The organism is Rhizobacter sp., assembly GCA_021153565.1.
Classification (GTDB): domain Bacteria; phylum Pseudomonadota; class Gammaproteobacteria; order Burkholderiales; family Burkholderiaceae_C; genus Albitalea.
Window position 1 is genome coordinate 16,175 of sequence record JAJKJU010000296.1, and the last position, 12,307, is coordinate 28,481.

The window sequence follows — 12,307 nt, forward strand, 5'->3', positions numbered from 1 at the left end:
CGGCAGCAGCATCATGGCGCGGGGTGCTGGAACGGTTCTGTCGGGATGTCGGCCCACCATAGTTTTGGGGGCAGCTGGGCGGGCGCGCTGCGGCGTTGCTCCTCACTTGTGTGGCTCACCATACGGCGCTCGGAGCGCCTTGCATCGCATCCCGCCCAGCGCCCCCAAAACGGGAACTTATGCCGGGCCAATTCCTTACCCTCTCCCAGAGGTTGAAGGATCTGCAGTCGCCGCTGCCGCGCGCTGCGCTGCAGCAGCCCTCAGCGCTTTCAGCTTTTCGCGCGGATCTTCCTTCGTCGTCACCTCATGCAGCTTCATCTCCGCGATGAAGCGACTCGGAATGCCTTGTACCGTGTCGCGCCCCTTCTTGCGCCGGCGAAGCACGTTGACGGACAGTGTCGTGCGAGCACGCGTGATGCCCACGTACATCAGCCGTCGCTCTTCTTCGAGCCGTTGGGCGGTCATCTCTTCGTCGTCGCTCTTGAACGGCAGCAGTCCCTCGTTGACCCCCGCCAACACCACGTGAGGCCACTCCAGTCCCTTGGAGGCATGCAGCGTCGACAGCGTAACCACGTTCTGATCGTCGCCACGTTCGGCAAGGCTGATGATGACCGAGATGGTTTGCGCCACATCGAGCACGCTCTTCTTCTCGGTCTCGAACGTCGCGCCGCCGTCGTTCTCGATCTCGCCGCCGCAGCGCTTGGCGATCCAGTCAACGAAGTCCAGCACATTGCTCCAGCGTGACGAGGCGAGCTTCTCGCTGTCTTCGCCTTCGTAGAGGTGCTTCTCGTAGTCAATGTCCTTGAGCCAGCCCATCAGGAGCGCCTTGGCATCCTCGGCCCCGGTGGTGTGGCGCGCGCGGTATTCGAGATCATTCACGAAACGTCCGAATTCGTGCAGCGAGCCGATGGCGCGCGAGCTGATGGCCGTGGCAAGACTCTCGGCGAACAATGCCTCGTACAAGCTCACCTTCCACTTCCCGGCGAACTCGCCCAGACTGCCGAGCGTCTGATGCCCAATGCCGCGCTTGGGCGTTGTCACGGCGCGCAGAAACGCCGGGTCGTCATCGTTGTTCACGAGCAGGCGTAGCCAGGCGCACAAGTCCTTGATCTCGGCACGATCGAAAAAGCTTTGTCCGCCCGAAACCTTGTAGGGGATTTCAGCCTTGCGCAACGCCTTTTCGAATACGCGTGCCTGGTGGTTTGCGCGGTAGAGGATCGCAAAGTCCTTGAACTGCACTTCACCGCCTTGGCCTCGCACCGACTGGATGCGTGCGACTGCCCGTTCGGCCTCATGCTCTTCGCCATCGCACTCGACCACGCGCACCGGTTCGCCGTCGCCGAAATCACTCCACAGCTTCTTCTCAAAAAGCTTGGGGTTGTTGCCGATCACTGCGTTGGCCGCGCGCAGGATATTGCCGGTGGAGCGGTAGTTCTGCTCGAGCGGAATCACCTTGAGATTCGGAAACTCCTGCGGCAGGCGGCGCAGGTTCTCAATGGTCGCGCCGCGCCAACCATAGATGCTCTGATCGTCGTCGCCCACCGCGGTAAACATCGCGCGTTCACCGACCAGCGACTTCAGGAGTTCGTACTGGATCGCGTTGGTGTCCTGATACTCATCGACGAGCACATAGCGAAGCCTCTCCTGCCACTGACCGCGGCATTCCTCGTCGCGCAACAGAAGGCGGTGCGGCAGGCCGATGAGGTCGTCGAAGTCGACGGCCTGGTAGGCGGCCAGTCGCTCTTCGAAGCGCTTCATCACGCGCGCCGCGACGCGCTCGTTGTCGTCAGCCGCCACGGCTTCCGCCTGGTCGCTGTTGAGCCCTTGGTTCTTCCAAAGGCTGATGGTCCATTGCCAGCTGCGCGCGAGTGCGTTGTCGCTCGACCCGCCTGCGTCTTTCAGAATGCCCAGCACGTCATCGCTGTCGAGGATGCTGAACTGCTCCTTCAGCCCGAGCCGTTCGCCCTCGGTGCGCAGGATGCGCACGCCCAGTGAGTGAAACGTGCTGATCACGAGGTTCTTTGCCGCGCGCGGACCGACCAACTGCTTGGCACGCTCGCGCATTTCTGCCGCCGCCTTGTTGGTGAAGGTGATGGCAGCGATCTGTCCCGGCTCATAGCCCGCCTGCAGGAGCCGCGCAATCTTGTGCGTGATCACGCGTGTCTTGCCTGAACCTGCGCCCGCGAGAACGAGGCAGGGGCCACCGAGATGGTGAACAGCTTCTAGCTGGGCGGGATTGAGAGATGGAGGCGGGGATGACACGGAGTGGGCGGAGCTACTGCAAAAGGGGGCGCGCCATCATAGCCAAGCGCGACGGCATGTCTGCACCCTTTGGGCGCGCGCACCGCGGAACGGGCACGCCTGCGGAATTTCAGCCGGATTCGACGGAAAAAGCGCACGAATTCTCTTCATGCAATCCGTAATGGGGGTCGATAACTTGCCAGTGGTTTCAGGCTTTTTTCAATTGTTCCCATTGGATCAAGGAGCATTCATGCGAGTTTCGAATTTGAAGATCGGCGTGCGACTGTGGATGGGCTTCGGCCTCGTGATTGCGTTGATGGGTGCCATCGTGATCACGTCCATGAACCGAATGAGCCTCGCCGAAAAGCGCGTGGACAACATCCTCAACGACCGGTACCGAAAGATCGCCCTGGCCACCGAGGTCAAGTACAACTTGGCGTTGATCCACCAGCACATGCGCAACGCACTGATCGAGAGCGACGCGGAAGGCGTAAAGCGGGAAACCGACGCAATGAATGCAATCCGCGCGACGAATAGAGAATTGCTCGACGCCTTCGACAAGATCATCAACGTCCCGAGAGCGCGCGAAATCTTCGACGCCATCATCGCCGCGCGCAAGCAAGACCTGGCGGCACAGAAGGACCTCCTTGCCACCATCGCGAGCGGCGACCGGGCCGGCGCCAAACAATTGCTCAACGGCCGCGTGGTCGACAGTGAGCAAGCCTATGTGAAGCTGCTGTCCGACATGACGGAGTTGCAAAAGGGCAAGATGGATGAAGAGTCGGGAATGCTGCTCAGGGAATTCGCCGCGGCACGCACGATGATGATGGCCCTCGCCGCAGGTGCATTCGCGCTGGCAATGTTGGCCGCCTGGTCTGCCACGCGCAGCATCACCCGCCCGATGGTCGAAGCGCTGGGCATGGCTCGGCGCGTGGCCGATGGCGACCTGACAGCACAGATCGAGGTCAGGTCGAAGGACGAGACCGGCCAGCTCATGGGGGCCTTGAAAGACATGAACGCGAACCTCGCCAAGATCGTCGGCCAGGTGCGCGGCGGCACGGACATGATCGCCACGGCATCCAGCCAGATAGCTGTTGGCAACATGGACTTGTCTTCACGCACTGAGCAGCAGGCCAGCTCGCTGCAGGAGACGGCCTCGTCGATGGAGGAACTCACCGGCACCGTGAGGCAGAGCGCGGACAACGCGCGGCAGGCGAGCCAGCTTGCGGTATCTGCCTCGCAGGCGGCCGTCAAGGGCGGCCAGGTCGTCTCGCAAGTGGTCGACACCATGGGCTCGATCAACGACTCGGCCAAGAAGATCGTCGAGATCATCGGGGTCATCGACAGCATCGCCTTTCAGACCAACATCCTTGCCCTGAATGCGGCCGTGGAGGCCGCGCGTGCCGGCGAGCAAGGGCGCGGCTTCGCGGTCGTCGCGTCGGAAGTGCGCGGCCTCGCGCAGCGCTCGGCGGAGGCAGCCAAGGAAATCAAGTTGCTGATCGGCGACTCGGTGGAGAAGGTGGCGGCAGGCAGCAAGCTCGTCAACGAGGCAGGCGAAACGATGCACGAGGTCGTGCAAAGCTTCAGGCGCGTGACGGACATCATCGAGGAGATCAGCCACTCGAGCGAAGAGCAGACGACGGGCATCAGCCAGATCAACCAGGCAATCAGCCAGATAGATGGGGTAACGCAACAAAACGCGTCGCTCGTGGAAGAGGCTGCGGCAGCATCGCAATCCTTGAACCAACAGGTCGCGGGGCTCGTGCGCGTGGTGGGTGTGTTCCGCCTGTCCGAGGCGCCGGCACTCGCGGCCTGACGAAGACTGTTCCCGCTACACCGCTGCCCTCAGTAGATGTGAGACCGAGGGCGGCGGTTGCGCGTTGGATGCGGCGGCAGAGCCTTCCACTTGCATACTCGCAGTCGATGCAAGCCACCCTCGCCGTCACGTTCCCTTCTTATTCAGTTGCTGGGCCCACTCGCGCAGATCATCAAAATGCCGGGCGATGCAGCAACGTCGTTCGCCTTGTTCACCGGCGCCGTGTTGTGGCGCGCGGGGCCGCACGTGCATACGCGCACGCCCGTTCTTCATGACCATCCAGTGGCGTTGTTCAAGCTTTTGATTCGTCCGCTGCCGGTGTGGAGCTTCGGCATGCTCGTGCGCAAGGCGGGTCTGCTGGTGCCGCCCTTCGGGCTCATAGTGCTGGCACGCGAAGAACTCCCAGGCGACACTCGACAAGATCTTGGCTTCGGCAAGCCAGCCCGCCATCTATCCCCTGAATCATTGAACTGAACATGAAAACCTATCAATGCATCGTCTGCGGCTTCATCTACAACGAAGTCGCCGGTCTCCCCGAAGAAGGCATTGCTCCCGGCACCAAGTGGGATGACATCCCCGCCGATTGGGAATGCCCGGACTGCGGGGTCTCGAAGTCCGACTTCGAGATGGTTAAGATCTGATGGCCTCGATCGCAACTCCCATCGTCATCGTCGGCAGTGGACTCGCCGGCTACACCGTCGCCCGCGAATTCCGCCGACAGGACAAGGACACACCTCTCGTGATCGTGAGCCGCGACGGTGCGGGCTTCTATTCGAAGCCCATGCTGTCGAACGCGCTCGCGGGCAACAAGACCGCCGCGACGCTGGTGATGAAACCGGCCGAGAAAATGGCGTCCGAGTTGAACGCGACGATCAAGGCACGGACAAGCGTCTTGCATGTCGACACCGCCGCGAAGAACGTGGCGTTGGACAACGGCGAGGTTCTGCCGTATCGCGACCTTGTGCTTGCGCTCGGGGCGGATCCGATCCGTCTTCCACTCGAGGGCGATGCCACGGCGCAGGTGCTGTCGGTCAATGACCTCGATGACTATGCTCGCTTCGCCGAACGCCTCGATGCCGCGAAGACCGTGGCGATCCTGGGCGCCGGGCTCATCGGCTGCGAATTCGCGAACGATCTGCTCGCGCGCGGCATCAAGCCGGTGCTGATCGACCTTGCGGATCGGCCGCTGCCGCGATTGCTGCCCGAAGGCGCAAGCGCTCGCTTTCGCAGCTTGCTTGAAGCGGCAGGTGTTCGCTTTCATTTCGGTGTGGTCGCAAGCCGTGTCGATGGTTTTGATGGCGGCGTGAAGGTGTTGCTGAGCAACGGCCATGTTGTCGAGGCAGATCTCGTTTTGTCCGCAATCGGACTCAGGCCGAGGACGGACATCGCCCGCAATGCGGGCCTTGCAGTGAACCGCGGCGTGGTCGTGAACCGGCTGCTCTCAAGCTCCTCGGCGCAGGTCTACGCGGTGGGCGACTGTGCCGAGGTCGAGGGCCACACTCTGCCTTTCGTGATGCCCTTGATGCAGCAGGCTCGTGCACTCGCGTCGACGCTGGCCGGCACGCTGACGCCAGTCGTCTATCCCGCAATGCCGGTGGTTGTGAAAACCCCGGCATGTCCGACCGTCGTGTGCCCGCCGCCGCTAACCGCTTCTGGAAGTTGGACGAACGAACTGTCGGAGGACGGCTGCGTATCGCACTTCAGCGCAGAAGACGGCACCCTGCTCGGCTTCGCGGTGATGGGCACGGCAACTTCGCAGAAACAGGCACTGGCCGCGCGCATGGCAGCGTTGCTCGCTTGACCTTGTATGGTGGGCAAAAGCGCAGCGTGTCTCGCGCGGGTCGTCGGGAACCCGTGGGCACCTTCGCTTCGACCACCCGACCAAACCCGTCAAATTGCGAGTGGGTCCACGTCGACGGCCCAGCGCAGGATGCGCTGATCCGCATCTTTTCGCTGATGCCGCACCTCGTGCAAATGCGGCAGCCACTGCACGAGAAAGCGCTGCAAGGCCCCCCGCGACGGCGACTCCACGAGCATCTGCATGCGCTCGACGTCGGCAACGCGCGCAATGCCCAAGGGCACGGGGGGATACACCGTGACGGCATCTGCGCCAGGGAGTCCGCTCGCAATCTCTGCCGCCGCCTGCAAGAACCCACGCGCCGCCTCGGGCGTGCGCGCATCGGCACGCATCATCGCGAGGTGCGAATACGGGGGAAGTCCGGCCATCTCGCGCTCTTTCGATTGACTCTCCGCGAAGGCCTCGAAGTCGTGCTTGCGCAAGGCCGCATACAGCGGATGCGTGGGATGCCAGGTCTGCACCCACATCTCGCTGCGCGCGGCATGCTCTGCGTCGCGCCCTGCCCGGCCCGCTGCCTGCATCAACAAAGCAAAGAGCCTCTCCGGCGCACGGAAGTCGTTGCTGAACAGCGAGCTGTCCGGATTCACCGCCGCCACGAGCGTGATGCGGCGGAAGTCGTGGCCCTTGGTCACCATTTGCGTGCCGACGAGCACATCCACGTCGCCCGCATGCACGGCGCCCAATTGCGCCTCCAGCGATCCCTTGAGGCGCGTGGAATCGGCATCGATGCGTGCGATGCGTGCTGCCTTGCCGTCGGGGCTTTGCAAGAGAGCGGCGAGCTGCTCTTCAAGCCGTTCGGTGCCGCGCCCCAAGGGCGCGATGTCGAGGTTGCCGCAGTCCGGGCAGGCGCGTGGCACGCGCTCGGTGAAGCCGCAGTGGTGGCAGCGCAGCGTGCGGTCGAGCTTGTGGAACACCCGCCACGCGCTGCAATGAGCACACTCACTTTTCCACGCGCAATCCCCGCAATGCAATACGGGCGCGTAGCCTCGGCGATTGAGGAACACAAGGCTTTGCTCGCCGCGTTCGATGCGCTGCTGCAAAGCGGACACGAGGGCCGGCGACACCGCAGTCATCGACCCCTTGGTCTTGGGTAACTGGTTCATGTCCACCAGGCGCACCTTGGGCAAGGTGCCTCCGCCGATGCGCGCCGGCAGGGCAAGTCGTGCGTAGCGGCCTTCTCGGGCGCGATGCCAGCTCTCGAGCGAGGGCGTGGCGGAGCCGAGCAGCACCGGCACGCCTTCGCGCTTGCCGCGATACACCGCCAGGTCGCGCGCCGAATAGCGCGCACCTTCTTGCTGCTTGTACGATGGATCGTGTTCTTCGTCGACCACGATGAGCCCGAGCCGCGGCATTGAGGCGAACACAGCAAGGCGTGTTCCGAGGATGAGATCGGCCAGGCCCAAGTGGGAGGCGAGCCAGTTGCGCAGGCGCTGCGCCGGTGTCAAGCCACTGTGCTGCGAGACGATGCGCCGGCCCGCAAATCGTTCGGAGAAACGCGCCTCGAGTTGCGGCGTGAGGTTGATCTCGGGCACCAGCACCAGCACCTGCCGGCCAGCGGCCAGGGCATCTTCGGCGGCGCGAAGGTAGACCTCGGTCTTGCCACTGCCCGTGACCCCGTGAAGCAGAACGGTCGGAGCTGCGGCTTCGCGTTGCAGATCGGCCAATTGGCCCAAGACGGCAGACTGTTCGGCGCTGAGATCCGGGCGTGCTGGAGTGTTTGCCACCGCTTCGACGGAGGCCCACTTCTTTTGCAATTTGTCGATTCGGTTGGCGATCTGAGCATCGTCCAGCTTGCGGAGCTCAGGCGGCAACACCGACAGCGCCACTTCGCCGACGCCGCGCTGATAGTAGGCGGCGGTAAATTCGACCAACTCGCACCATGCACCGCCCAAGGGCGGAAGGGCTGAGAGTGCCCGAGCGACCGGCTTGAGCACCACTGGATTGTCCGTGCCGGCAGCGCCGGGCCACACCACCCCGGTGACTTCGCGACGCCCCAATGGCACATGCACCAATGTTCCTGGCGCAAGCCCGTACTCACTTTCGTAGTCGAGTGGTGCTCCCAGCCCGGTGTGCTGAGGCGTCTCGACCGCGACGCGTAGCCGCTGGATCACGGTCGCCACCTCCGTTTGAAGAAGATACGAGACGAAGCTAAAAGCTTCATGAAGGAATCACCGTAAGTTCTTGATTCACCTTGTTTTTCGACTCTGTCCACGGCGCCTGTGGATAACTTTGTGGGCAAACTGGCGAAAGCGACGCTAAAGCCTTGATTCATCGGCGCTCATGTTGCATTGCCCTGTTTCGCAGCAACATGAGCAATTCAACAAAATCAACAACTTAGCGATGCCGGTAGAAAATTCATGTTGCGCTGCAACAGGGGTTTTTCGCTGACTGGTGGTCATCCCTTATTGGGGATAAGTCAAGCCCCGGCAGAGAATTCTTGGAAAAAAATCACGACTCACGCCGATGGGTGCGCTGGTGCTCATCCGGCGCGGAGCCTTCTCAAAGCGATTGAACGCCCCTCGAAGAGAAGGGGCGGAACGAACAGGGATCGGGCCTCTCACACCACGCTGCGAATGCGTCGTGAGTGTGTGTGAACCGTTTCGACCAACACTGAAACGCTCTCTGGCGGCGTGTGCTGACTGATGCCGTGGCCGAGGTTGAAGATGTGACCATGGCCTGGGGCTCCGAAGCTGTCGAGGGTTCGAACCACCTCTGCCTCGATCTGGTCAGCCCTTGCGAACAGCACATTCGGGTCGAGATTGCCCTGCAAGGCGACCTGATCGCCGACACGTTGCCGTGCGGCGCCGAGATTCATGGTCCAGTCCAGTCCGAGCACGTCGGGCCGGATGGCCGCCATTTCCTCGAGCCACAGCCCGCCCCCTTTGGTGAATACGATGCGGGGAATGCGCACGCCCTCGTGATGCGTCTTTACTTTTTGGAGCACTCGTTCGGTGTAGGCGAGGCTGAAAGCCTGGAAGGCACCATCGGCCAGCACACCGCCCCAACTGTCAAAGATCATCACAGCTTGTGCGCCGGCGTCGATTTGCGCGTTGAGGTATGCCGCCACCGCATCGGCGTTGATCGCCAGCATGCGGTGCATCAGGTCGGGCCGCGAATACAGCATGCTCTTGACGAGCCGGTAGTCGTCCGATCCGGCGCCTTCGACCATGTAGCAGGCAAGCGTCCAGGGGCTGCCCGAAAAACCGATCAGCGGCACGCGGCCGTCGAGCGCGCGGCGGATGGACGTCACGGCATCGAAGACATAGCGCAGCTTGTCCATGTCCGGTACGTCGAGCTTCGCCACCGCGGCTTCGTCGCGCACGGCATGTGCGAAACGCGGCCCTTCGCCATTGGCGAAGCTCAGGCCCAGACCCATTGCATCGGGCACGGTGAGGATGTCGCTGAACAGGATGGCAGCGTCGAGCGGGTAGCGCTCGAGCGGCTGCAGCGTGACCTCGGTCGCGTAGTCGGTGTTGGTGGCCAGCCCCATGAAACTGCCCGCTTTGGCGCGCGTCGCACGGTACTCCGGCAAGTAACGGCCGGCCTGGCGCATGAGCCAAACCGGGGTGTACTCGGTGGGCTGGCGCAGGCAGGCGCGCAGGAAGGTGTCGTTCTTCAGGGGCGCATGCATTCGCGGATTATCGCGCCCCATAATGGCCGCTCCTCAGGACGTCGCCGCCGGGCCGCCAAAAAGGCGTCGCGGCGGCTCACGGAGAAACGCATGCTTGCTAATGACATCCTGCACACGATTGGCAACACCCCACACATTCGCATCAACCGGCTGTTCGGTCACTCTCACACGGTCTACATCAAGAGCGAGCGAAGCAACCCGGGCGGGTCCATCAAGGACCGCATCGCGTTGTCGATGATCGAGGCGGCAGAGGCATCAGGCTTGCTCAAGCCCGGCTCGACCATCGTCGAGCCGACTTCCGGCAACACGGGCGTGGGCCTCGCGATGGTGGCGGCGGTCAAGGGCTACAAGATCATTCTCGTGATGCCCGACAGCATGAGCATCGAGCGGCGACGGTTAATGCTCGCCTACGGCGCGACCTTCGTGCTGACCTCGCGCGAAAAAGGCATGAACGGTGCCGTTGCACGGGCCACCGAGATCGTGGCGGAGACACCCGGTGCGTGGATGCCGCAGCAGTTCGACAATCCTGCCAACATCGATGTGCATGCGCGCACGACCGCGGAAGAAATCGCAGCGGACTTTCCAAGCGGCGTGGACGCGCTGATCACCGGCGTGGGCACAGGGGGTCACATCACCGGGTGTGCGCAGGTGTTGAAAAAACTGTGGCCCAAGCTGAAGGTGTATGCGGTCGAGCCTTCGGCGTCGCCCGTCATCAGCGGCGGCAAGCCCAGCCCGCACCCGATCCAGGGCATCGGCGCCGGGTTCATTCCCAAGAACCTGCACACCGCCCTGCTCGATGGGGTGATCCAGGTCGAAGCGGACGCGGCCAAGGACATGGCGCGGCGCGCAGCGCGAGAAGAAGGCATGCTGGTGGGTATCTCGTCAGGAGCGACGCTTGCAGCCATCGCGCAGAAGCTGCCCTCGCTGGCTCCTGGCGCGACAGTGCTGGGATTCAATTACGACACCGGTGAACGCTATCTGTCGATCGAAGGCTTCCTGCCGAACGATCAGTAGGCACTGGACCTTAGGATTTGGCCCGAAACAATTTCCCGTTTTGGGGGCGCTGAGTTGAGAAGGAAGCCGACAAGCTGATGACGCAGCACTTGAAGCTGCCATTCGCGCGACATTGGCGCGACATTGGCGAAATGGCGCGTATGGAGAAGTTGCTTTCAGGCTTTCAGCACCGACGGGACATCCTCCCAACGCGGGCAAGGTGCTTGCGGTTGCCGGCCTGATCGCGATCATCGCGGCAAGCCGGAGCCCCCCCGATGAACTGACTGCACCGGTCGATCTGGTTCCCAAAGGCGCGGCGTCGGCCCCGGCAAAGTCACGCAGTTGCCGATCGCTCAGGGAAGCCGGTGCACGACTACGTAGTGACGTTCGAGCCGCTGACGCAGACATACAGCCATGTCTGAGGCAATTGCTCCCACGCCCCCCACCACCGGCACGAGCACGGTTGGCGGAAACAGCATCGAAGTGCCGCAAGGGCCTTATGGGCTGAATCGCTGGCATGCCGACGCTCGTGACGATCACGGAAAGTTGGGGCCGCCTTCCGCGTCGGCGCACGTCTCGTTCCCCGGATGACCGTTTGCCCTCATATTGCTGATTGCGCCGATGGCACCGGAAGGCGTGCGTGCCATCATCCTTTTCACCCTCCCATCAACCTTTGGAGTCTCTGTATGAGCACTGCGGTCCGTTGCCTGATAGTCGCCGGCTTCGTCGGGATGTTTGCCTTTGCCACTACCGCCAGAGCACAGAACACGCCGCCCATCAAGCCGGGGCTGTGGGACGTTCAAGTCGAGCACGAGGGCGGGCCCAAGATGCCTGACATGAACGAGCGCATGAAGAACATGCCGCCCGAGCAGCGCAAGAAGATCGAGATGATGATGAAGGAGCATGGTGTCGGCATGTCCGGCGGCCCAGGCACGCTGAAGATCTGCCTCAACAAAGAATCGATCGACCGGGGGCACTGGCAGGGCGAGCACGACACGCATTGCAAGACAGAGGTGACGAATATGGGGTCGACGAATTGGAAGTGGCAGTCGATGTGTGGTGAGCCTTACAAATCCGTGAGCGATGGCGAGGCAACCTTCACCGATCCCGAGCACTACATCGTCAAGACCTCGACCACCATGACGGTTCACGGCGAAACCAAGACAGCCAAGAGCACGATCAAGTCGACATGGATTGGCTCCGACTGTGGCGATGTGAAACCGGTCCGTGCGATGAAGTATCCGCTGCATCAAGCTCCGAAGGAGAAATAGCGGAGCCTTTGAGCGGCCCCCGTCACGAGCTCGCGGCTTTGGCCTCAGAGGCTGAGAGTTTTTCGATCATGCCCGCTCATCACGCCAAAAGCCCCCTGCTCGGCGTTGCAAATGCTCGCCATAACCAAGCTATGGCTGCGCTTTGCGCCTAGATCAGGCGCCTTTTGACGTGCTGCTCGGACACGTTCGAAGTACTCCCAGCCTCTCAGTGGCTGTTATGCGCCCGTTGTATCGAAGCAGAGGTTGAATACTCAAGCTCTGTGGGCCTTTCAGGGGAACCTTTCAGGGGGCGAGCTCGGCGGGGCACCACGGTATGTGGCAGCCCGAAAGCCAATCCCGGGGTTGACCGCGAGGACGCCCATCTCATGGAGGAACTGCGGCTCGATCCGGTCGGGTATCGGGATAGGGGCCGATCATCGCTGATCGGGCCCCTCCCACACCACCCGGCATGCGGGCCCGCACCGGGCGGTTCGAGAAGTTGAGGTCATGAGAGTTTG

Annotated in this window: 10 protein-coding genes; 6 read left to right on the forward strand and 4 right to left on the reverse strand. The window is 62.5% G+C overall.

What is annotated here, in order from left to right; translation table 11 throughout:
- Positions 1-195: 195 nt before the first annotated feature.
- Complete coding sequence (locus AC30NL_RS18625) at positions 196-2,262, reverse strand: ATP-dependent helicase (RefSeq protein WP_489465480.1); 2,067 nt, start codon at positions 2,260-2,262, stop codon at positions 196-198.
- Positions 2,263-2,491: 229 nt separating this feature from the next.
- On the opposite strand from AC30NL_RS18625, the gene AC30NL_RS18630 reads away from it, so the two are divergent.
- Entirely contained in the window at positions 2,492-4,057 is a 1,566-nt protein-coding gene (locus tag AC30NL_RS18630) for a methyl-accepting chemotaxis protein (protein ID WP_489465481.1), read from the forward strand.
- A gap of 126 nt (positions 4,058-4,183) precedes the next feature.
- Here the strand turns inward: AC30NL_RS18630 and AC30NL_RS18635 are convergent, their stop codons facing one another.
- The gene (locus AC30NL_RS18635) at positions 4,184-4,507 is read right to left on the reverse strand and encodes a hypothetical protein (RefSeq protein WP_489465482.1); all 324 of its coding nucleotides are present in this window, start codon (positions 4,505-4,507) and stop codon (positions 4,184-4,186) included.
- A gap of 26 nt (positions 4,508-4,533) precedes the next feature.
- Between AC30NL_RS18635 and AC30NL_RS18640 the strand changes: the two genes are divergently transcribed.
- Both AC30NL_RS18640 and AC30NL_RS18645 read left to right on the forward strand, forming a co-directional pair.
- Positions 4,534-4,698, forward strand: coding sequence for a rubredoxin (locus tag AC30NL_RS18640; RefSeq protein ID WP_489465483.1), 165 nt, complete (start codon positions 4,534-4,536; stop codon positions 4,696-4,698).
- The gene (locus AC30NL_RS18645; RefSeq protein WP_489465484.1) at positions 4,698-5,858 is read left to right on the forward strand and encodes an NAD(P)/FAD-dependent oxidoreductase; all 1,161 of its coding nucleotides are present in this window, start codon (positions 4,698-4,700) and stop codon (positions 5,856-5,858) included. Before AC30NL_RS18640 ends, AC30NL_RS18645 begins: the two co-directional genes overlap by 1 nt.
- Positions 5,859-5,947: 89 nt before the next feature.
- On the opposite strand, the gene AC30NL_RS18650 is transcribed toward AC30NL_RS18645, so the two are convergent.
- Together AC30NL_RS18650 and hemE are read right to left on the reverse strand one after the other, a co-directional pair.
- Positions 5,948-8,026, reverse strand: a complete 2,079-nt coding sequence (locus tag AC30NL_RS18650) for a primosomal protein N' (RefSeq protein WP_489465485.1) — start codon at positions 8,024-8,026, stop codon at positions 5,948-5,950.
- A 446-nt stretch (positions 8,027-8,472) separates the two neighbouring features.
- Positions 8,473-9,546, reverse strand: coding sequence for a uroporphyrinogen decarboxylase (gene hemE / locus AC30NL_RS18655; protein WP_489465486.1), 1,074 nt, complete (start codon positions 9,544-9,546; stop codon positions 8,473-8,475).
- Between the two features lie 90 nt (positions 9,547-9,636).
- Here hemE and cysK point away from each other — a divergent pair, with 90 nt between their 5' ends.
- The 3 genes from cysK (at position 9,637) to AC30NL_RS18670 (ending at position 11,810) form a co-directional block, all read left to right on the forward strand.
- Positions 9,637-10,560 (forward strand): cysteine synthase A, encoded by a 924-nt coding sequence (cysK, locus tag AC30NL_RS18660; RefSeq protein WP_489465487.1) that lies wholly within the window; start codon positions 9,637-9,639, stop codon positions 10,558-10,560.
- Between the two features lie 393 nt (positions 10,561-10,953).
- Positions 10,954-11,130, forward strand: coding sequence for a hypothetical protein (locus AC30NL_RS18665; RefSeq protein WP_489465488.1), 177 nt, complete (start codon positions 10,954-10,956; stop codon positions 11,128-11,130).
- Positions 11,131-11,225: 95 nt separating this feature from the next.
- Positions 11,226-11,810, forward strand: a complete 585-nt coding sequence (locus AC30NL_RS18670; RefSeq protein WP_489465489.1) for a DUF3617 domain-containing protein — start codon at positions 11,226-11,228, stop codon at positions 11,808-11,810.
- Positions 11,811-12,307: the final 497 nt, after the last annotated feature.

Coding starts and splice junctions, on each gene's coding strand:
- cysK (WP_489465487.1), top strand. CDS start 9,637: ATGCTTGCTAATGACATCCTGCACACGATTGGCAACACCCCACACATT.
- AC30NL_RS18635 (WP_489465482.1), bottom strand. CDS start 4,507: ATGGCGGGCTGGCTTGCCGAAGCCAAGATCTTGTCGAGTGTCGCCTGG.
- AC30NL_RS18630 (WP_489465481.1), top strand. CDS start 2,492: ATGCGAGTTTCGAATTTGAAGATCGGCGTGCGACTGTGGATGGGCTTC.
- AC30NL_RS18645 (WP_489465484.1), top strand. CDS start 4,698: ATGGCCTCGATCGCAACTCCCATCGTCATCGTCGGCAGTGGACTCGCC.
- hemE (WP_489465486.1), bottom strand. CDS start 9,546: ATGCATGCGCCCCTGAAGAACGACACCTTCCTGCGCGCCTGCCTGCGC.
- AC30NL_RS18670 (WP_489465489.1), top strand. CDS start 11,226: ATGAGCACTGCGGTCCGTTGCCTGATAGTCGCCGGCTTCGTCGGGATG.
- AC30NL_RS18640 (WP_489465483.1), top strand. CDS start 4,534: ATGAAAACCTATCAATGCATCGTCTGCGGCTTCATCTACAACGAAGTC.
- AC30NL_RS18665 (WP_489465488.1), top strand. CDS start 10,954: ATGTCTGAGGCAATTGCTCCCACGCCCCCCACCACCGGCACGAGCACG.